Annotated in this window: 20 protein-coding genes; 10 read left to right on the plus strand and 10 right to left on the minus strand. The window is 50.4% G+C overall.

The annotated features are described in order from the left end of the window. Nucleotides 1-24: 24 nt before the first annotated feature. Both H6F68_RS29390 and H6F68_RS14380 read right to left on the minus strand, forming a co-directional pair. Nucleotides 25-150, minus strand: coding sequence for a hypothetical protein (locus tag H6F68_RS29390; protein WP_255525014.1), 126 nt, complete (start codon nucleotides 148-150; stop codon nucleotides 25-27). 150 nt (nucleotides 151-300) lie between these two features. Beyond that, nucleotides 301-978 (minus strand): TrkA family potassium uptake protein, encoded by a 678-nt coding sequence (locus H6F68_RS14380; protein WP_190434922.1) that lies wholly within the window; start codon nucleotides 976-978, stop codon nucleotides 301-303. A gap of 162 nt (nucleotides 979-1,140) precedes the next feature. Here H6F68_RS14380 and H6F68_RS14385 point away from each other — a divergent pair, with 162 nt between their 5' ends. Continuing rightward, the gene (locus H6F68_RS14385; protein WP_399313992.1) at nucleotides 1,141-2,229 is read left to right on the plus strand and encodes a potassium channel family protein; all 1,089 of its coding nucleotides are present in this window, start codon (nucleotides 1,141-1,143) and stop codon (nucleotides 2,227-2,229) included. Here H6F68_RS14385 and H6F68_RS14390 read toward each other — a convergent pair. Next, nucleotides 2,226-2,876, minus strand: a complete 651-nt coding sequence (locus H6F68_RS14390; RefSeq protein ID WP_190559939.1) for a zinc ribbon domain-containing protein — start codon at nucleotides 2,874-2,876, stop codon at nucleotides 2,226-2,228. The two genes, H6F68_RS14385 and H6F68_RS14390, sit on opposite strands and share 4 nt — an antisense overlap. A gap of 220 nt (nucleotides 2,877-3,096) precedes the next feature. Here H6F68_RS14390 and H6F68_RS14395 point away from each other — a divergent pair, with 220 nt between their 5' ends. Genes H6F68_RS14395 through H6F68_RS14405 form a run of 3 tightly spaced genes read left to right on the plus strand, consistent with a single transcriptional unit; the run spans nucleotide 3,097 to nucleotide 6,427 of the window. Continuing rightward, complete coding sequence (locus H6F68_RS14395; protein ID WP_190559941.1) at nucleotides 3,097-4,530, plus strand: circularly permuted type 2 ATP-grasp protein; 1,434 nt, start codon at nucleotides 3,097-3,099, stop codon at nucleotides 4,528-4,530. A 13-nt stretch (nucleotides 4,531-4,543) separates the two neighbouring features. After that, nucleotides 4,544-5,494, plus strand: a complete 951-nt coding sequence (locus H6F68_RS14400; RefSeq protein WP_190434935.1) for an alpha-E domain-containing protein — start codon at nucleotides 4,544-4,546, stop codon at nucleotides 5,492-5,494. 30 nt (nucleotides 5,495-5,524) lie between these two features. Then, nucleotides 5,525-6,427 (plus strand): transglutaminase family protein, encoded by a 903-nt coding sequence (locus tag H6F68_RS14405; RefSeq protein ID WP_190559943.1) that lies wholly within the window; start codon nucleotides 5,525-5,527, stop codon nucleotides 6,425-6,427. Between the two features lie 6 nt (nucleotides 6,428-6,433). Here the strand turns inward: H6F68_RS14405 and H6F68_RS14410 are convergent, their stop codons facing one another. Then, nucleotides 6,434-7,345, minus strand: coding sequence for a peptidase (locus tag H6F68_RS14410; RefSeq protein WP_399313997.1), 912 nt, complete (start codon nucleotides 7,343-7,345; stop codon nucleotides 6,434-6,436). On the opposite strand from H6F68_RS14410, the gene H6F68_RS14415 reads away from it, so the two are divergent. Continuing rightward, a complete protein-coding gene (locus tag H6F68_RS14415; RefSeq protein ID WP_190559945.1) occupies nucleotides 7,346-8,371 on the plus strand; it encodes a nuclease-related domain-containing protein in 1,026 nt (341 codons plus the stop codon). Nucleotides 8,372-8,376: 5 nt separating this feature from the next. On the opposite strand, the gene H6F68_RS14420 is transcribed toward H6F68_RS14415, so the two are convergent. The 3 genes from H6F68_RS14420 to H6F68_RS14430 form a co-directional block, all read right to left on the minus strand. Next, on the minus strand, nucleotides 8,377-8,583 hold the full coding sequence (locus H6F68_RS14420) for a glycogen debranching protein (RefSeq protein ID WP_190559947.1): 207 nt from the start codon (nucleotides 8,581-8,583) through the stop codon (nucleotides 8,377-8,379). Between the two features lie 142 nt (nucleotides 8,584-8,725). Further along, a complete protein-coding gene (locus H6F68_RS14425) occupies nucleotides 8,726-9,241 on the minus strand; it encodes a GNAT family N-acetyltransferase (protein ID WP_190559949.1) in 516 nt (171 codons plus the stop codon). Nucleotides 9,242-9,344: 103 nt separating this feature from the next. Further along, on the minus strand, nucleotides 9,345-10,580 hold the full coding sequence (locus H6F68_RS14430) for an RpoD/SigA family RNA polymerase sigma factor (protein ID WP_242065503.1): 1,236 nt from the start codon (nucleotides 10,578-10,580) through the stop codon (nucleotides 9,345-9,347). 762 nt (nucleotides 10,581-11,342) lie between these two features. Here H6F68_RS14430 and priA point away from each other — a divergent pair. After that, the gene (priA, locus tag H6F68_RS14435) at nucleotides 11,343-13,871 is read left to right on the plus strand and encodes a primosomal protein N' (RefSeq protein WP_242065504.1); all 2,529 of its coding nucleotides are present in this window, start codon (nucleotides 11,343-11,345) and stop codon (nucleotides 13,869-13,871) included. An 18-nt stretch (nucleotides 13,872-13,889) separates the two neighbouring features. On the opposite strand, the gene H6F68_RS14440 is transcribed toward priA, so the two are convergent. Continuing rightward, nucleotides 13,890-14,378 carry a hypothetical protein gene (locus H6F68_RS14440; protein WP_199300083.1) on the minus strand — a complete coding sequence of 163 codons (489 nt, stop codon included), beginning with the start codon at nucleotides 14,376-14,378 and terminating at the stop codon, nucleotides 13,890-13,892. A gap of 171 nt (nucleotides 14,379-14,549) precedes the next feature. Here H6F68_RS14440 and H6F68_RS14445 point away from each other — a divergent pair, with 171 nt between their 5' ends. The 3 genes from H6F68_RS14445 (at nucleotide 14,550) to H6F68_RS14455 (ending at nucleotide 17,813) form a co-directional block, all read left to right on the plus strand. Beyond that, nucleotides 14,550-16,331, plus strand: a complete 1,782-nt coding sequence (locus H6F68_RS14445; RefSeq protein WP_190559953.1) for an NAD+ synthase — start codon at nucleotides 14,550-14,552, stop codon at nucleotides 16,329-16,331. 37 nt (nucleotides 16,332-16,368) lie between these two features. Then, on the plus strand, nucleotides 16,369-16,824 hold the full coding sequence (locus H6F68_RS14450) for a hypothetical protein (protein ID WP_190559955.1): 456 nt from the start codon (nucleotides 16,369-16,371) through the stop codon (nucleotides 16,822-16,824). Between the two features lie 86 nt (nucleotides 16,825-16,910). Beyond that, nucleotides 16,911-17,813, plus strand: coding sequence for a carbohydrate ABC transporter permease (locus tag H6F68_RS14455; protein WP_190559957.1), 903 nt, complete (start codon nucleotides 16,911-16,913; stop codon nucleotides 17,811-17,813). On the opposite strand, the gene H6F68_RS14460 is transcribed toward H6F68_RS14455, so the two are convergent. After that, entirely contained in the window at nucleotides 17,799-18,506 is a 708-nt protein-coding gene (locus H6F68_RS14460; protein ID WP_190559959.1) for a DUF2834 domain-containing protein, read from the minus strand. The genes H6F68_RS14455 and H6F68_RS14460 overlap by 15 nt on opposite strands. Nucleotides 18,507-18,634: 128 nt before the next feature. Here H6F68_RS14460 and cutA point away from each other — a divergent pair, with 128 nt between their 5' ends. Continuing rightward, nucleotides 18,635-18,967 carry a divalent-cation tolerance protein CutA gene (cutA, locus tag H6F68_RS14465; protein ID WP_190434982.1) on the plus strand — a complete coding sequence of 111 codons (333 nt, stop codon included), beginning with the start codon at nucleotides 18,635-18,637 and terminating at the stop codon, nucleotides 18,965-18,967. Between the two features lie 100 nt (nucleotides 18,968-19,067). Here the strand turns inward: cutA and H6F68_RS14470 are convergent, their stop codons facing one another. Beyond that, nucleotides 19,068-20,336 carry an inorganic phosphate transporter gene (locus H6F68_RS14470; RefSeq protein ID WP_190559961.1) on the minus strand — a complete coding sequence of 423 codons (1,269 nt, stop codon included), beginning with the start codon at nucleotides 20,334-20,336 and terminating at the stop codon, nucleotides 19,068-19,070. Nucleotides 20,337-20,367: the final 31 nt, after the last annotated feature.

The following is a 20,367-nucleotide window of genomic DNA, read 5'->3' on the forward strand; positions in this document are numbered from 1 at the left end:
CGACCACCCCTAGCAAATAACTACTTATTTCTGCACTTTAGAAGGCTCTTGACTACTAGGTGGAGTTGGCAAAATGGATTTCACCTGACCATCAGAAGGCTGAGATAACTTAGCACCAGTTTGATAAGGAATGGCAAATTCGGGTTTCATAAGTAATAAGGGTGTTTGTTATTAGATATTTCAGATTTCATGTTAGTAGTTTGAGCCCTTAAATTTTCTCTATCTCAAGCATTGTGATGCAAGGCTAACTCCATGTAGGAGTTCCACCTCATGACATATCTCCTTCAAAAGGCTTTTGTATCAAGTGCAGCCCTGCACAAAATCAATTACCTCATGCAAGGTTCCTGGCTTAGTGACAATTAAAATGGTTGATCCGGGTTCTAACACAGTGCTGCCGTTGGGGATTTTCAGCGAGGTTTGCGGGTGGGTTTGATAGCCAATGATCAAAGATCCGGTCGGAAAGCGTTGATCTTGTGCCACTTCTGCCACACTGCGCCCGACCACATGACATTGGTTGGGAATTGCTAGCTTTAATACTTCAATCTGGCCTTGCTCAAAGTGCATGATCGATTCCACCTCTGGATATTCGATCGCATTCACCATTGTCGATACCGCTAGCTCGATCGCATTGATCACATGCGTCGCTCCAGCAATGCGGTAGGGTTCACCAAAGTCTCGATGCCGCATCCGCACCATGATTTGCGGCACCCCGTAATGCTTACCTAAAGTAGCCATTGCTAAATTCAGGGCATCATCTCGCAGGACCGCAGCCAAAGCATCGGCTTTGCGAATTCCCGCTTCCAGCAAAACTTCTGTGCTGACAGCACTGCCTTCAAAAGCCATGACTCCCACTTGCTCGCGGGCGTAGCGGCAAGCCACTGGGTCAATGTCTATCACCGCCACCGTATGTCCTAAATCCACCAATCTCTGGGCCAAGTTAAGCCCGATTAGCCCTGCTCCCCCAATCAGTACGTACATTGCTTTCCCTTGATGAAGGCCCCTTGCTTTACTTTACAAGTTGTCAACAACTCGCGGCTGTACCACGAGTCACCTGTCCTAGAGAGAGGAGCTCGCAACGTTTTTGCACCACACCCCTCGATCGCGGGTATTCTGCAAACAGAGACCCTTTAGCGTTGCTATGTGAATCCCGATAACCTCTTTAACTCTCAAGCCACCATTGAGCAAAGATATCGACGCATCAAAGCTGAATTGATCGGCGGCGCGATCGCTCTCATGGGAGTGTTTCTGATTGGCACGATTTGGTATTGCTGGGTTGAGGGGTGGCGCTGGCTGGATGCTGCCTACATGACCGTAATTACTCTAGCGACCGTTGGCTTTATGGAAGTCCATGAGCTGGGCGATCGCGGACGGTTATTTACTATCATCTTGATTTTGATGGGAGTGGTGGCGATCGGCTATATCGTCAATCGGTTCACAGAAGCATTGATTCAAGGGTACTTTCAAGCAGGACTGCGGTTACAGCAGCGACGGCGCATCATGGAATCACTGACACAACACTATATTCTCTGTGGGTTTGGGCGAACGGGTCGTCAGATTGCTTTAGAGTTTAAGGCTGAGGGCATCCCCTTTATTGCCATTGATTCTGATCTGGCGGAGGTGCACGAAGCGCAGGAGCTAGGCTATGTGGCCATTCAAGGCGATGCCACGCTCGACGAGGTACTAACTGGGGTGGGGATTGAGCGAGCCGTTTGTTTGGTAGCAGCTTTGCCTTCCGATGCCGAGAATCTCTACACCGTGCTTTCGGCCAAAACTCTGAATCCGCAAGTCCGGGCGATCGCCAGAGCCAGCACCGAAGAAGCCCTCAAAAAGCTACAACGAGGGGGTGCAGATGCTGTTGTATCGCCTTACATCACGGGCGGTAAACGCATGGCCGCCGCTGCCCTCAGACCTCAAGTGATGGATTTTGTCGACGGTATTTTGACTGGGACAGACCGAGCATTCTACATGGAGGAGTGCTTACTGGAGCCAGGCACTTGCCCCTATGTCGGCCAAACTCTACGGGAAGCTCGTCTGCGATCGCAAACCGGAGCCTTAGTGCTAGCAATTCGTCGGGCCGACGGTAGCTTGATTGCCGGTCCCACTGCCGACACAACTTTGATGACCGGGGATGTGCTCATTTCTATGGGAACCGCCGAGCAACTGCGCGAACTCAATCAAGTCCTAGGTCCGATTCGCCACCGCGTGCCCCGCTTACCTAAGCACACTTAAGGTGCGGTTAAAGCATGACCACATTGAGCACAAAAGCGATCGCTGAGGCTAACTGCTTTGCCACACTGCGAGCAGAAGCGCTGGGCTGATTCGGTGGAGGAAGGTGCGGGAGCGGGAGCGGGAGTTAAAGGAGTTGAAGTGACGGGAGGGGTGCCAATCTGCATTTGCATATTGCCCATTCGCATCTGCATGGGTTCTAGCTGCATTTGCATATCTCCCATCTGCATGGGCGGCATAGACGGCAGCGGCGACATCGGCGGCAGGGGTGATAGGGGAGCGATCGGCAGCATGGGTGGCATAGATGATGCTGCAGCAGCACCAGTATTGGTTCCAGCCACTGGTTGGAGTGGTAAAGTTTCTGCCCCTGTCAAGCTGGGTGGCGCAGTCAACAGATTGAGCCTGCCCCCTGCCAGTTGCACAAAGAATTGACCTTGAGCCGATTCAATCCGCAAGATCCAGCCAGCCGAAGTTCGGAATAAGGTGGGCGGCACCACCCAATGACCTGTGGTGAGGCTAGTCCACTGACTCTGCTGCTGACTCGTACTGGCGCTGGTCAAGGCGATCGCAGTTTGGGTTCCTACGTTCTCGACCTGGAGTTGCTCGGTACTGCTGAGATTGCCAATGTAAGCCATAGAAAGATTAAGCATGGCGATCGCGTTCACTAGCAAGTTAACGTGGAAGTTCGGAGAACGGGTATTAAGATTCCCTAGAAAAGTTTCGGGCAGGTTTCAGGAACAGCGGCGAGTGATAGAAATTGTTATTTGACTCTAAAGCGTTCTAAAGAAGATTCCGTATCAGTGGCTACAGTATCGAACTCTCTCAGCCTCTATCAAGGATGAATGAGTCCAGCAAGGTGGGTGGTTTGCCGTGCGATTTGATCATTATGATCCAGAGGGTTTTTATGACGAGTTGTTTATTGCCAAAAGTAAGCCCCGTCCGGAAGCCACCCTCTTAATCGAGCGGTTTAATTCTTTCTCCGCTAGTGAAATCAAACGTCGCCAGCAATCTGCCCAGATCGCCTTGATGAAGTTGGGCGTAACGTTCAATGTCTATAGCGATGGTCAGGGCACCGAGCGCATCATGCCCTTTGACATCATTCCTCGCATTGTCTCGGCGCAGGAATGGAAAGAACTAGAACAAGGCTTAAAGCAACGCATCTACGCGCTGAACTTGTTTCTGCATGACATCTATAACGAGCAAAAAATTCTGCGGGATAGTGTGATTCCGGCAGAGCTGATTTATTCAGCCACTGGATTTCTCAAGCCTTGCCTGGGGCTGAATCCACCGGGAGGCATTTGGTGTCACATCACTGGGACTGATTTGGTGCGCGATCGCGATGGTCGCTGGTATGTGCTGGAAGACAACCTCCGCTGTCCTTCTGGCGTGTCCTATGTGCTAGAAAATCGCCGCGTCATGAAGAGTACTTTCCCGCAACTCTTCAACACCATGCCGATTCAGCCCGTAGAGGACTACTCCAGTCACCTGCTAGAAACCTTGCTGAATCTAGCCCCAGAGCATCTAAGCGATCCTACCGTGGTGGTGCTGAGCCCTGGTATCTATAACTCAGCCTACTTTGAGCATTCCTTTTTGGCCCAGCAGATGGGCGTGCAACTGGTGGAAGGGCGTGATCTAGTCGTGGCGGATGGCTATCTGCAAATGCGAACCACCAAAGGCTTGCAGCGCGTGGATGTGATCTACCGTCGCATTGATGATGATTTTATCGACCCGCTAGCCTTTCGCTCAGACTCGATGCTCGGTGTTCCAGGCTTGATGGACGTGTATCGCGCCGGACGAGTCGCCCTCGCCAATGCGTTAGGAACTGGGATCGCTGACGACAAAGTGATTTACGCCTATGTGCCACAAATCATTCGCTACTACTTAGGTGAAGAGCCAATGCTCGCCAACGTCCCGACTTATCTGTGCTGGGAACCCCAACAGCAAAGCCATGTTTTGGCTAACCTAGACAAACTAGTGGTCAAAGCAGCGAACGAGTCGGGGGGATATGGCATGTTGATTGGTTCCCAAGCCTCGGCAGCAGAGCGGGAAGCCTTTGCCGAGAAAATTAAGGCTAACCCCCGCAATTACATCGCTCAGCCCACCCTTTGTCTTTCCCGGGTGCCTACCTTGATGGAAGAGCAAATCGAAGGGTGCCACGTCGATCTGCGCCCCTACATTCTCTACGGCAAAAACATCTATGTCAGTCCTGGCGGTTTAACCAGGGTGGCACTAAGGAAAGGCTCTCTCGTCGTCAACTCCTCGCAGGGCGGCGGCAGCAAGGATACTTGGGTGGTCTGCAAGTAAGGAGAGAAAAGTGATGCTCAGTCGAGTCGCGGATTCAATTTACTGGCTGAATCGCTATGTGGAACGAGCCGAAAATGTCGCTCGTTTTATTGAAGTGAATCTGAATTTATTGCTAGATTCTCCCCCTGGAGTTACCCAGCAATGGGAACCTCTAATCCTGACCACAGGCGATTTGCCGTTATTCCAACAGCGCTATGGTGAGGCGACCGCAGAGAATGTAATGCGGTTTCTCACCTTCGATCGCCACTATCCCAATTCCATCCTCTCTTGTCTGTCAGCAGCGCGAGAGAATGCCCGTTCTGTGCGTGAGGTGATTTCCTCCGAGATGTGGCAGCAGCTCAATGCCTTCTACTTCATGGTAAAAGAGGCGGCTGAGACTGATTCGCTGCCAGAGTGGCAGGACTTCTTTACTGAGGTAAAAATGTCTAGTCACTTGTTCGCAGGCATCATGGATGCCACGATGACCCACGGCGAAGGTTGGCACTTTGGGCAGATTGGTCGCTTGTTAGAAAGAGCTGACAAAACAGCGCGGATTCTGGATGTGAAGTACTTCATCTTGCTCCCCTCCGCCAAAGATGTGGGCACCACCTTGGATGAGTTGCAATGGATGGCGTTGCTCAGATCAGCGAGCGCTTATGAAATGTACCGTAAGCGGCAGCGGCACCGAATTAACCCCACTGCTGTAGCGGAGTTTCTGATTCTCGATCGCGAATTCCCCCGGTCGATTCAGTTTTGCATCCTGCAAGCAGAGCGATCGCTGCATCGCATTACGGGCACCCCAACCGGAACCTGGAGCAATCCGACTGAGCGGGCAGTGGGACGGTTACGATCTGAACTCGGCTACCTGACGATTGACGACATCATTGAAGCAGGGTTACATGAGTTTTTAGATAAAATTCAGCGACAACTGAATGACATAGGCGAAAAAGTCTTTTCTACCTTTGTCGCCGTCAATCCGGTATAAGCATTGGCCCCTCACTCCTCCTGACTTTCCTTGCATTACCAAATCGCCCACACTACCACCTATAGCTACAGTCAGCCTGTGACGCTGGCTCCACACTTGGTCAGGCTGCGTCCCCGCTGTGATGCCAGCCAATCCTTGCAATCCTTCTCGTTGGTGGTTGATCCCAAACCACTGGGCATCTCGCAGATCACGGATTTAGATGGCAATGCGGTGGTTAAGCTGTGGTTCCAGCAAGAGTTGACCGATCGCTTGCAGATTCAAGTGTTGTCGCAAGTTGAAACCCTCCGCAGCAACCCTTTCGACTATTTGATGGAGGCTTGGGCGCTGAAGTTGCCAATTGATTATCCTGCCTCCCTCCATACCCAGCTCAAACCCTATCTAAGCGGGCAAACGCTGCATTACTCTACCAGCCTTGATCCCGTCGCCGTGAAATTGGCCCAGGAGATTCATCAAGCCACTGGAGGAGATGCGATCGCATTTCTCTCCGAGCTGAGTCAACGCATTCACCAAACCTGTAAACATACAATCCGCGAATTTGGCGAACCCTTAGCACCAGGAATTACCTGGGCGCAACGCCTAGGCTCCTGTCGCGATTTGACAGTGTTGTTTATGGAAGCTTGTCGGGCGATGGGGTTGGCGGCGCGGTTTGTCAGTGGTTATGAGGCGGGCGATCGCCAAGCTACCGAGAGACATCTCCATGCTTGGGCAGAGGTTTATCTCCCTGGAGCAGGCTGGCGCGGCTATGATCCCACACAAGGTCTAGCGGTGGCGGATCATCATATTGCTTTAGTTGCCAGTGCCGCTCCAGCTTACGCAGCTCCCATTTCTGGGACATTGAATCGAGCGGGTGCAGTGCAATCTAGCCTGAAATACCACTTATCGATTCAAGCCCGCACAGACTCGGGGCTATCCCAATTTGCCACGAACACTTAATCGCTTCTAATCAATGGGGATATCTTCGTTTGAGTCTTGCAGGGCGTGCTCCCACTCAATCTCTGGCATACATTCAAAGGCTTGACGCAAGCAGGCTTCCCAATGTCTGCGAATTTGAGCTAAGTAAGGTGCGCCAATCCGGAGCCGCAGTTCATGCTTGATCCGGAAGCTATCGATTTCATACATGACCAAGCTGATCGGCGGCCCCACCGAGATATTGGATTTCATGGTGGAGTCAATCGACAGCAAGGCACATTTAGCGGCTGCTTCTAGAGGCGTCTCAAAAGTTAAGGTGCGATCGAGAATCGGCTTGCCATACTTAGTTTCGCCAATTTGCAAAAATGGGGTGTCTTTAGTGGCATGGATGCAGTTGCCCTGACTGTAAATCATATACAGCTCTGGCTCTTGCCCTTTGATCTGACCCCCGAGAATCACGGTACAGGTGGCATCAATGCCATCTTGCTGCAACCAAGAGCGGTCTTGCTCCTGAATTTGGCGCAGCTTTTCACCAATGTAACGGGCAATCTCGTAGAAGTTGGGCAAGGTATGGAGATTCACTGCCGCCCCAGATTGGAGGTCTTGCCGCAGCAGGGTTAAAGCGCCTTGCGTCACCGACAGATTGCCTGAGGTGCAAAGCAGTAGAATCCGCTCTCCGGGCTGAGATAAATCAAACAGCTTTTGATAAGTAGAGATGTAGTCAACGCCAGCATTGGTGCGCGAGTCCGCAGCCATGACCAAACCAAATTTAGTCAGGATTCCCAGACAGTAAGTCACGGTGGGTTCGGGGATGAAGAATTTCCCTTGATTGTAGAGCCAGAGCCGTTCTGGGAAAACTTTTTTTAAGATGAGCGATCGCCTTAAAAGATTGGGACAAGCGATCGCTCCGCTGGTTATCTCAAGAATGACGCAGGATAGCAAATGATTGTCAAAGAATTGGATGCCTTTGTCTCGCAGGATAAGTTTGCCAAAGCGGGTCGTACAGCGGAGGAGCAAATGGCATTCTATCTACGCCGCGCCTTTGCCGATGACAAGAAACTCCACGTACTAAACGGTCTGAGGCTAGAGAAGGATGGTGATGCAGCTCAAATAGATCACCTACTCATTCATGAGCACGGCATGATCATCATTGAAAGCAAAAGCGTCACGACTCGAATTCAAGTCAATGAACATGGAGAGTGGGCCAGAGGGTTCAATGGAACTCTTCAAGGTATGCCCTCGCCTATTCAGCAAGCTAAACGCCAAAGCGACTTCCTAAGAAATTACCTAGAAGAGCATGTTGAGTCGCTACTGAGAAAATTTTTAGGATTTCAAATTCACTTCACCAAAATGCCGATTGATATTTTGGTAGCCGTCTCCGACTCTGGAATTATCGATCGCTCCACCAGCAATCCACCGGAAAAAGTTTGTAAAGCTGACTATGCACCCGATCGCATTCGGAATGTGCTTGAAAAGCGCCGCCAAGCCAACAACTTGTTTAACCTCACATCCAAAGAGGTAATTTATTCATTCAGTGAAGCATCACTGGAGCGAGTTCTGGAGTTCCTACTCAAGCACCATCGACCTCTAGTTCAACCCGTTTCTGAACCACCTTTAGCGGAAATGCCAAAGCTCAAAACCCCTCAGAGCGCTCCCCCAACTCAGGCAGCTACACCAATGCCCAAGGTTCGGCCATCCCTAGAGTTTAAAGAGACCCCACAGCCTAAAAAGGCAGTAGTTGCCCAAGCCCAACCTCAAAGCTGCCAACATTGCCACAGTTCCAGCTTGTCGGTCGAGTATGGCAAATATGGCTACTACTTAAAATGCTCTGAATGTAGCGGCAATAACTCAATTAAGGCGGTTTGCCCTGCTTGCAATGCCAAAGCGAAAATTCGCAAAAGTGGCAAACAGTTTTTTGCAGAGTGCGCCAGTTGTGGCACATCTACGCTATTTCACACAAATCCTTGAGGCCGTTAGTCCAACTTTAAAGCACTCGCAGGAACTTCATCCCAAGAATTAACCGTCCGCATGGTTGCAACCCAGCCTGCTTGTTTTTGGGTTTCTGTGAGGTTACTCTCAAACGACTCATGGCAATCTTTCGCGTGATCTTCACTGCAAGAAGCGATGCAAGAGTAAAGAATGCCAGAAGGATCAATTTGTTCGTTTACCCAAATTGTCATAGCGTCGTATCTCCAAGCTTTGGGTTTACTATTCTATCTAAAAGAAATTTCTACAGGACAGGACGGTTCAGAGCAAGAAAAATCGTATCCTTTTTAACAATTTCCCAGAATCTATAAGGCCAAGTACCAAAACTTGTTGCGCCTAACTGGATGGAGTTGTAGCAGGGGCGATCGCGGCCAAATTCGCTAATGACTGACCCGTGACTCGACAAGTACGCCAATCGGGTAGAACATCGGCTCCCATGCGTTGATAAAACGCGATCGCTGGAGCATTCCAATCTAAAACACTCCACTCTAGGCGACCACAGTTTCGAGTCACTGCAAGTTGAGCTAGATAGGTCAGCAACGCTTTGCCAATTCCTTGCCCTCGGTACTCTGGCAGGACAAATAAGTCTTCCAGATAAATTCCTGGCTGAGTCAGAAAAGTGGAATAGTTGTGAAAAAATAGCGCAAACCCCACGCCTCGGCCTGCCACTTCTGCCACTAGCGCTTCGGCATAGGGGTGATCGCCAAATAGATGAGACTCTAAAGCTGCTGGACTTCCGACCACCTCATGAGATAGCTTCTCGTACTGTGCCAAGGCTTGAATCAAGGCAAAAATAGTCGGGACATCGGCGGCGATCGCAGGACGCACCACACAAGCAGTAGACAAGGCCATAAAGACAACAGGATAGACACGTCAAGGGCTACCAAACAGCCCTCGCTCTAGCCTACAATCTTATTCCCCTTCCCTACTAGGGAAGGGGTTAGGGGTTAGGTTCTTATTTCAGCCAACCCTTCAACCGTGCAGCCACCTGAGGACGGCGCAGTTTCCGCATCGCCTTGCTCTGAATTTGGCGCACTCGTTCTCGCGAAAGATTAAATAAACCACCAACTTCTTCCAAGGTGCAAGGTTCTCCAGTGGCTAAGCCATAGCGTAGAGAGATAATATCCTTCTCTCGCTGTGTCAGCACATCGGCCAACACTTCCCAAATGTCTTGGCTCATCATCACTTCACTGATCTGCGCTTCTGGCGATTGGGTGTTGCCATCTTCTAGCAGATCCATCAGCTCGGTGTCTTCGCCTTTACCGACGCGATGATTGAGGGAGAGCGATCGCCGCCGTACCTGTTGCAGCTCCCGGAGTTGCCGAGGTGAGACTTCTAAGGCTTCTGCTACTTCTTCTTCGCTAGGGTTACGACCCAGTTCCCGCTTCAGATCACGGTGGACTTTTTTCAGCTTATTTAGCTTCTCCACCACATGCACCGGAAGACGAATCGTCCGCGCATCATTGGCGATCGTCCGAGTGATCCCCTGGCGAATCCACCAGTACGCATAGGTAGAAAACTTGTATCCCTTATCGGGATCAAACTTCTCAGTAGCGCGGTTCAGACCCAAAGCACCTTCTTGAATCAGATCTAGGAAAGGCACGCCCCGGTTCAAATATCGTTTGGCGATCGAGACCACCAATCGCAAGTTCGAGCGAATCATTTTGCGCTTGGCTACACGGCTCTGATAGAGACGGTGTTCGAGCTGCCGTTCTGTCAATTCCAGAGCTGCCGCTAAGTCTGCTTTGCTGGGATGACGGTCTAATTCAGTTCTGAGGCGTTCATGCAGTTCGTCGATTTCAACGAGATACTGGACTCGCCGCGCCAACTCGATTTCTTCGTTGGCTTTGAGTAGCGGATAGCGAGCCATCTCCTTGAAGAAGGCACCTACAGCGTCATCCGATACAGTTTTGTTATAACCTGACAGCCTAGTAGCGATTTGTACCGTGGTATCTGGATCTTCCAACTCTAAGAGGCTGCTATCCCCTAAATCTAGAGCGTCGGGTGTGACCAAATCGGCTACACCTGGCTCTACCTCACCTCCAGCTAAATCAGCCTCCTCAAAAGTCGTCACACTTGTGAAGTCAGGTTCTGTTTCGATTTGTAAGGTATTGGCAGGGTCAAACTCAGAAAAGCGCATATCAAAATCTAACTGGGTGTCTGGGTTAGAGAGGCTATTGGGTGGATACATATAACGAGGTAGCACTTGGCTTAGCAGTGTTCTCTTTGGGGCTAAGATTTAAGCTTTTAAGGCGGCTAAAGCGCTTCATTCACTCAGACTGAATCCAAGAACAACCATATAAGTGATATTTGATTCCAGTTTTGAAATAGGGTACGTAAATTACCAGAGACAAATTGCTCCAGTTGGAATATTAGGTACTTTGAGAATAAAGTTGGCCAAAAATAATTTTTAGCACTTTCTTCTCTAGTACGAGTGTTAAAAAGTCAACCTAGGTCTTCTGAAGCTGATGGGGAAATCAACTTGCAAACCCTTATTTCGCAGTCCCTGGAAGCACCCTGTTCTGTCAAGCGGGGTACTGATATCCGTAGTGACTAGTCAGAAAAAGCACTAGTACTTAAAAGAATATCCAGTAGGTGCGATAAAATCATTTAACTTTTTTAGTTTTAAAGTTGGATTGATCAACTTTTCTGTAACAACAGGATCTCATATTGGCAAAAACATCCTTCTCTACCGTTGGGGAGAAATGCCCTATGCTCCTTAGATTGAAGTCTGAATCGCAGAAAATCTTTCTTATTTAATATTAATTTTATCTAGCAGTTGATTAATACGAACTCAGCAATTAGCTTTATAGTTTTGAGCGCTAAATCTCTTGATTTGGCGCCTGAGCCAAGAAGTTAGGACAAACTTAGGCTGGCTTCTTCTGGATCGAGGAAGTTAGGCGAAAATGAGACAGAGCGATTTTACGGGTCGTCTCGGGCCTTTGCAGTTGGGATGCGTTCTCGTATGTTTGATTCCAGTCTTAGTCTTGCTACTCCCCTATTGGCTGAGTCTGGGATCAATGACTCTTATCGTTTTGCCACTTTTTCCTGGGTTGAAGTTTTAGTAGACTGCCCTGGAGCCCAAGGGCTTTTCACTTATGCCTTGCCGCCTGATTTGACGGTGCAGCCGGGGGATATTCTGACAGTGCCGTTTGGGGCTCAACAAGTCGGTGCGATCGCAATTCACCTTTTAGCTCAGCTTCCGTCAGATCTACCTCCAACCCAGGTTAGAGAGGTTGAAGAGGTAGTCAGCACAGGGTTCTTTCCGGCTACCTATTGGACTCTACTGAACCAAGTTGCTGACTACTACTGCACTTCGCTGATGGCAGTGATTCGGGTAGCCCTGCCTCCTGGTTTATTAGGGCGATCGCAACGACGAGTCCGACTAATTGAGCTAAAAGCTTTAGATGGAATTGATCCCAGCGGATTAAGTTCAGTCGCGCAGCAAGTTTTAATCAGGCTCCAAGCTCAAAAACAGGGTAGCTATACTTGGCAGTATCTCCAGCAAAAAATTCCAGGTGCCAATCGCGGACTGCGAGAACTGCTGAAGCAAGGCTGGATCGAGAGTTACCTGGAACCTCCTGCCACAGTGCGTCCGAAGCTACGTCAAGCAGTTACTTTAGTAGCGGCTAGCCATCTAGAAGGCAGCCTGAGCCCACGCCAACAAGAAATTATTCAAGCCCTTCAGCGAGAAGGAGGGGATCTGTGGCTCAGTGATCTCCTCCAGCTTTGTCGGACTAGTTCTGGTACGGTGCAAACCTTAGCTAAAAAAGGTTGCATTGTTATTCAGCCGCGCGAAATTTTACGGGCTGAAGCAGGGGTCGCGATCGCGCCCGACCAACCCAAAGACCTTACCCCCGATCAAGCTCAAGCCCTCGCGACTATCACCTCACTCTCTGGCTTTGCCCAAGTGTTACTGCATGGAGTAACGGGTTCCGGTAAGACCGAGGTTTATCTCCAGGCGATCGCCCCCGTCCTGCAACGTGGTCAGTCAGCGTTAGTGTTGGTGCCAGAAATTGGTTTAACGCCTCAGCTCACCGATCGCTTCCGCGCTAGATTTGGCAGCAAGGTTTGTGTCTACCACAGCGCCCTCTCGGAGGGGGAGCGGTACGATACTTGGCGGCAAATGCTTAGCGGTAGCCCCCAAGTGGTAATTGGGACGAGATCGGCGGTGTTTGCGCCATTGCCGCAGCTCGGCCTGATTATCTTAGATGAGGAACACGACTCCAGCTTTAAGCAAGACCAACCTGCTCCCTGCTACCATGCGCGTACTGTGGCTCAATGGCGAGCTGAGTTAGTCAACTGCCCTTTGATCTTAGGTTCCGCCACTCCTTCGATTGAAACTTGGGTCAGTGCCAAAGCTAACCAAGACGTTAACCCGCCCGCACCGCATTACTTGTCTTTGCCTAGTCGCGTGCGATCGCGGCCGCTGCCACCGATTGAAGTCGTTGATATGCGGCAGGAATTTCAGCAGGGGAACCGCACCATTTTCAGTCGCGCTTTGCAGGTAGCCCTAGAACGACTTCGAGAACGAGGTCAGCAGGGCATTCTATTTATCCATCGCCGAGGGCACAGCACCTTTGTTTCCTGTCGCAGTTGCGGCTATGTGGTGGATTGCCCCAACTGTGATGTCTCCCTGTCCTACCATCACACCCATGCTGAGGCGACTCAACTCCTGCGCTGCCACTACTGCAACCATACTGCTATCCATCCGCCTCAATGCCCGGAATGTAGCTCCCCTTATCTCAAATTCTTTGGCAGCGGCACCCAACGAGTCACTCAAGAACTGGCAAAGCACTTACCTGACCTGCGCTGTCTGCGGTTTGATAGCGATACCACCCGCACCAAAGGATCGCACCGAGCTTTATTAACGCAGTTTGCCCAAGGAGACGCAGATTTGTTGGTGGGCACACAGATGCTGACTAAAGGCATTGACCTGCCTCAAGTGACTCTAGTTGGCGTGATCGCAGCAGATGGCTTGTTGCACTTACCAGACTTTCGGGCCAGTGAGCGGGCTTTTCAGACTCTGACCCAAGTCGCAGGTCGAGCAGGCCGAGGCGATGAACCTGGACAAGTGATTATCCAAACCTATTCACCGGAGCATTTTGTGGTTGAGGCGGTGCAACGGCACGAATACGAGCCATTTGTCAGTGCCGAGTTACTGCAACGCCAAACCTTACGATTTCCGCCTCACAATCGACTGGTGCTGCTGAAATTTAGCAGTCCTGACCCACTAGCGGTCCAGAAAACAGCCAAACGCATTGCTGCGGTGCTTGCGCCTCAACAAGCTGAGTCAGGCTATGAATTACTGGGGCCAGCGCCAGCCAGTATCTTGCGGGTAGCGCGGCGGTATCGTTGGCAGGTGCTGCTGAAGTTGCCGCTGGATCGAGCAGTGGAGTTGCCAGACTGGAATGAGTTGCGATCGCTCTGCCCACCCAACGTCAGTATGACCGTCGATGTCGATCCGCTGAACTTGCTCTAAATTCAGCTCTACCAAATATTAATCAGGTGGTGACAAACCAGGCTCTACAATTTCTGTGGTAAGTTCTGGTTTGGGTGTGGATCGAGACTGATCTAAACCTTGTTTCACCCAGCTGATGCACTCAGATTCACTAGAAAAGATTCTGGGGGCAGCGATGTTGTTGAGTCGGTTGGGTGGATAGTGATCGTAGAAATATTTACCCGCCATTTCAGAGACAATAATCAAATTATGGCAGTAGGTATAGCGATGCTTAAAGCTCTCTAGGCTGCTTTCATACAGAGAGTTTTCGGCTAAATGCTCTTGACCAATGCGAATAATTTCATCTAGGTGACTAGAGTACATCTGAGCTGGATTTTCTGCTTGGTGGAATTCGCTTTTGTGTCCTACCTCCGCTAGCAGGCTATAGGAGTAGATGTAAGCTTTGTCCGCCCTGCCAAAGACAAATGGAATAATCAAATGACCTTTGTCAGGAACTGATTTTTCGTAGAGCAAACGGTTGAGTTCCATTGCCTATTTGGGGAGAAGCGAGCCAAATACCGCACTATATACATCGCAACTGTAGCGCGGATAAGCTGAAACCAAGTTACACCTAGATCTGATCACCTTGAACCAGAACTAATCTGGCAACTCATTTAAACTGAAAACAGCTCAGCTCCAAAAGATTTCAGCAATCTGTAGATGAAAATTGCGATCGCTCAACTTAATCCCACCATTGGCGATTTGACCGGGAACGCTCAGCGGATTCTGGCAGCGGCCCAACAAGCAGCGGCCCAAGGTGCGCGTTTACTCCTGACCCCAGAACTGTCGTTGTGTGGCTACCCACCCCGTGACTTGCTGTTAGATCCCAGCTTTCTAGAAACAATGCAACGAGTGTTGCGGCAGTTGGCCCAGGATTTACCACCCGGATTAGCCGCTTTAGTGGGGACGGTGGAGTGGAATGAGCGATCGCTCGAAGAAGGTGGCAAGCCGTTATTCAATAGCACCGCGCTTTTAGAGCAGCAACAGGTACGCCAGATTTTTCACAAGCGGCTGTTACCTACTTATGACGTGTTTGATGAGGACCGCTACTTCGAGCCAGGTCGTCAAATCAATCACTTTCACCTGGACTCCCTGCATGTGGGCGTGACCATTTGCGAAGACCTCTGGAATGATGAAGAATTTTGGGGCAAGCGCAGCTACACGACCAACCCGATCGCTGATTTAGCTCAAGCAGGTGTGGCTTTCACCATTAACCTCTCTGCTTCCCCCTACAGCGTTGGCAAACGCAAAACCCGCCAAGCTATGTTGCAACATAGCGCCACTCGCTATCAGCAGCCGATTATCTATGTCAATCAAGTTGGTGGCAATGATGACTTAATTTTTGATGGCAACAGTTTTGTGCTGAATCGCCGAGGAGAGCTAATTGCCCAGGCTCAGGGATTCTCTAGTGACCTAGTGTTACTGGAGTATGACGCAGAACAGCAAGATTTAAGAGCGCTGGATGCTTCTCCTGCTGCGATCGCCCCTCACCCCAGTTCCGAAATGGCAGAAATTTGGTCCGCTCTCGTTCTAGGGGTTCAAGACTATGCCCGCAAGTGTGGCTTTTCGCAGGTGGTATTGGGTCTGAGCGGTGGCATTGACTCCTCATTGGTAGCCGCGATCGCAGCAGAAGCATTGGGGCCAGAAAATGTTTTTGGTGTGCTGATGCCCTCACCCCATAGTTCCGAGCACTCCATTACGGATGCCTTAGATTTAGCCGACAAACTGGGGATCAAAAGTCATACACTGCCGATCGGAAATTTAATGCAGGATTACGATCAAGGATTAGCAGACTTATTTGCTGGTACTGATCCTGGCATTGCCGAAGAAAACATCCAGTCTCGGATTCGGGGCAACTTGTTGATGGCGATCGCTAATAAATTCGGTCATCTGCTGCTCTCGACGGGCAACAAATCCGAAATGGCGGTGGGCTACTGCACCCTTTACGGCGATATGAACGGTGGATTGGCCGCGATCGCAGATGTGCCCAAAACCTGCGTTTACGCCCTCTGTGAATGGCTGAACTCTCCTTGTGAAGCCCATCAATTTTTGAATCTCACGTCCAAAATCCAAAATCCAAAATCCGAACTGATCCCGACTCACATCCTCACCAAACCACCCAGCGCCGAACTCAAGCCAGGACAAGTAGACCAAGATTCTTTACCGCCCTACGACATTCTCGACGACATTCTTGATCGCTTTATTCATGAGCACCAGCCTCCCGATGCGATCGTAGCTGCTGGTCATGATGCTGCCGTGGTCGATCGCGTGGTCAAAATGGTGACAAGGTCTGAGTTCAAGCGCCGCCAAGCTCCTCCAGGGATCAAGATTACCGATCGCGCTTTTGGTACCGGATGGCGGATGCCGATCGCTAGTCGTTGGGTCGCGGCGAGTACTCCAACTGCCGCATTGGCTTCTATGGCAGAAGCACCTAAGCAGTAAGCCTTTCACAAAATAATCAACCGCAAATTGCAAATTAATGACTTCGCTTGGTCTGAGACATAATTTACTAATTCGCTGGACTCAACGATCGCTCCAGTCCTACATTTCCTTGGCCTGCACTGCATCTTTACGAACGAGTTGGGCGATCGCAGCTTTGTTAGGAAGCAATATAAATCTGTTCTGGGCTGCTCCCGGAACCGCAGGTGGGCTAGGAGGAGCTTGGTCGGAATGGTTGCCCTCCAGAGTGACTACCCAAACTGCTTGTTTGAGTAGAACCCGACAATTTTTGCTAGCTCAGCGCTTTGTTCGCGTTGCCTCAGACGGCACCCTGACTTACGGCGATGTCAACTCCAAGTTAAATATTTCGGTGTTCATGATTTGCTCCGAGTTGGGCGATCGCGTCTTAGTCCTGGTCAGCAGTCGGGATGTCAGCCAAGCAGAGCTACAAAGAATTCGCACCAACATTACCAACAGTTTTCGGGCTCAACCTTGATTGGCAGTGACAGGCAGAACCGATAATGAAAGTCGAAGCACTGTTCTTGTCCTTCCCATTTCTCTCGCCGCATTCTCTGAGCCGCAATGCAGAAATTAATTTCTAAAGATGGCGTTTTTCTCAGACAACAGCTCACTCCTTACTTATTTCTGTTGCCAGCGCTGATTGTCTTGGCTCTAACAGTTTTTTGGCCTGCGCTACAGGCGTTTTACCTCAGTTTTACCCGCTTCGAGTACGACCTCACCCAAACTCCTCAATGGGCTGGATTCAGCAACCTAGAGCGTCTCTGGGCTGATCCGGTGTTTTGGCAAACGCTCCGCAATACAGTGCTTTACTTAGTATGCGTGGTGCCAATTTTAGTCATAGCACCTCTCGGTTTAGCGATTTTAGTTAACCAAAAGCTGCGCGGCATTCGTTGGTTTCGGGTGGCTTTCTATACACCTGTCGTCATCTCGATGGTCGTGGCTGGGATTGCTTGGCGTTGGCTATACGCCGACAATGGCCTGCTGAATCAATTTCTCAAGGCGTTCGGGATGGCAGAAGGCATTCCTTGGTTAACCAGTCCTCGATTTGCCTTGTTTAGCGTCATGGCAGTGACGATTTGGAAAGGGTTGGGCTACTACATGGTGATTTATCTGGCGGGTCTGCAATCAATTCCGGCAGACTTATATGAAGCCGCCGCGATCGATGGCTCCGATGGCATCAAAAAACATTGGGATATCACGGTTCCCTTGATGCAGCCCTACTTATTTCTCGTGGCGGTGATTTCTTCAATCTCAGCCACTAAGGTCTTTGAAGAAATTTACATCATGACCCAAGGAGGACCCCGCAATAGCTCTAAAACAATTGTGTATTACCTCTACGAGCAAGCCTTTCAAGACTTAGAGATGAGCTACGCCTGCACAATTGGGCTAGTCCTGTTTTTGATCATTCTGAGCTTATCTCTTGTGCGCCTCTGGATTGGGGGCCAAGAATCAGCCGTGAGTTGAGTCGTAAGTAACGCCTGCGGTTGGTGGTGCGAGAGGCGACGAAGTCAGGTCTAATTCTGGCAGGGGAGGCCGCAGACAGAGGTAGAGCAAAGGCCCAAACAAAGGTACCAGAGCAGCTAGCCAAAAAAGCTGTGGGCTATGCAGACCCCGACGCGCCATGTCATCGTTCAACAAGGTCGAGAGCGGAAAGATCAGGCACATTAGGCAAAAATCAATGGCGATCAAGTGGACAAAAGACCTCGTTTGCCATTGCTGGACAAAGTTTCCCCAATCTCCTACTAGCAGCGCATAGGCAATCAAAGCGATCGCGCAAACGGTTAAACCAATTCCCATAGAGCGAGAATCTAACGTTCGTAGCCAGGCATCTTTAGGCCCAGAAAACTCTTGATTCGGCTGCCGCAATCCTAAGTAGGGCAGCAAACACAGCACCCCTGTTCCATTGGAGCCGAGAAAGTAAGGCCACGCCGGGATCGATTGCATCCGACCATCGGCAAACATCAGGCAGGCGTAGATCATGGGCCACACTCCCATGAGCCAGAAGATCACCACCAGATAAGTATTCAAGTCTGTCCACTGAAGCGTGAACAACTTGCGGGCGATCGCCCAAGTATCAGGTTGATCAAGCGGTGCCAAGCGGATGGTATAAACGACAAACCCCGCCCAAATCCACCACAGCAAAATCTTTCTAACCATGACCGAAAAGCGCCTGAAGCAGCGCTCAGCTCATTGATGTCCGCTCAGTCTAAAGTAGAAACGCAGCGGGCTACGTCTGCCTCAAGTCAAATCGAAAGTTAAATCAGAAGTTGAATGGGAGGTCAAGTATGGAACTAGAAGCGACCGATGGCTATGGAGTTGTTTTAGTGACAGCCACCTCCCAAGCCGAAGCAGAGGCGATCGCAGAAACTTTGATTACAGCGAAGCTAGCAGCCTGTGTCAGTTTCACCCCTATTCACTCGATTTACACCTGGCAGGGGCAGGTCCACAAAGACCAAGAATGGCAACTTTTCATCAAAACAGATTTAGCGCAATTTGCAGCTTTGGTCGCTAAGGTTCAGGAAGTGCATTCCTACGACGTGCCAGAAATTATTGCCTTGCCGATCGTGGCAGGTTCCCCAGCCTATCTTCAGTGGTTAGGTGAGCAAGTACGCAGATAGGTTATTAGTCAACTGTAGCCTGGGCCGCAGGAGCAGCGTTTTGATTGCGGACAATCCCATGTTTTGGTCAGCCGGATCGGTTGCACTGAAGCGATCGCTTTTATAACCACAGCAGGCGGATGCCAGCAAAGATTAGGGCTGACAGCACCGCTGCAATCGGAATAGTAACTAACCAGGCAAGACCAATCTCCCGCAAGGTGGCGAATTTCACAGCTCGCCAATTTTTCACTAAACCAACGCCGACCACTCCCCCAACCAGGGCATGAGAAGTAGAGACAGGCAAACCAGCACGAGATGCTAACAGAACGGTTGCCGCGGTGGCGAGTTCAGCACAAAATCCTCCACTCGGCTGCAAAGCTGTGATGCCCTCACCAATCGTGGCAATCACCTTTTTGCCCCAAACGGCCAACCCTCCCACAATGCCTGCGCCACCCAGGATCAAAATCCAAATAGGAACACTAAAATCCTCAGTCGGGACTGTACCCGTTTGCTGGATATAAGCGATCGCAGCCAAAGGAGCGACGGCATTTCCCACATCATTAGAGCCGTGAGCAAAAGCGACAAAGCAAGCACTCAACACTTGAAATTGCCCAAGTTGCCGCTCTACCGGGTTGCTAGCATCATCCTGCTGCCCACGCTCAGCGAGTTGTTGCCAACTCACCCAGGTTAATCCCATCGTGGCGATCGCGCCTAGCAGCAATGGAATATCGTGCTGAGGTAGCGTCACACCTAACTGAATCGAGAAAAACTGCTGAATGGGTTGACTCAGGGATGGCAACACAATCACCCCAAACACACTGAACAAAGCCGTACTCAACCAAGGAATCCATTCATATAAGCTCTGCATCGCATTGGGTTGATCGAGAATCCAACGCTTCACCAAACCGTAGAACGAGGCGGCGATCGCTCCACTAATCAGCGGCGTAACCACCCAGGTCAAAGAAATTAAACCAATGGCTTGCCAGTCTACTGCTTGCGACCCAACCGCAACCCAACCAAAGCCTGCTAAAGCTCCAACCACCGCATGGGAGGAAGATACAGGCAAACTTAAGCTCGTGGCGATTTGCAACCACAGACCGCAACTGAGTAAAACTGCCACCATTCCTGCGACTAAAACTTGGGGCTGCGTCGCAAATAATTCTGGGTTTACTACCCCTGTTGCTAGAGTTCCAGCAACCTTACGCCCAAACAAAACCGCGCCTGTAAACTCCAAAATGCCTGCAATCACCAGCGCTTGCCGCAATGTGACAGCTTTTGAACCCACGGAAGTACCCATTGAATTGGCTACATCGTTGGCTCCCAGGTTCCAGGCTAAATAAAGCGCCAGTCCACTCGTTAGGGCTAGCGGTAGAAATGCTTGATGCAACATGAACTCCGAAGATCCAGGCTATATGCCAAGC

It is taken from the genome of Trichocoleus sp. FACHB-262, assembly GCF_014696035.1.
GTDB lineage: Bacteria > Cyanobacteriota > Cyanobacteriia > FACHB-46 > FACHB-46 > Trichocoleus.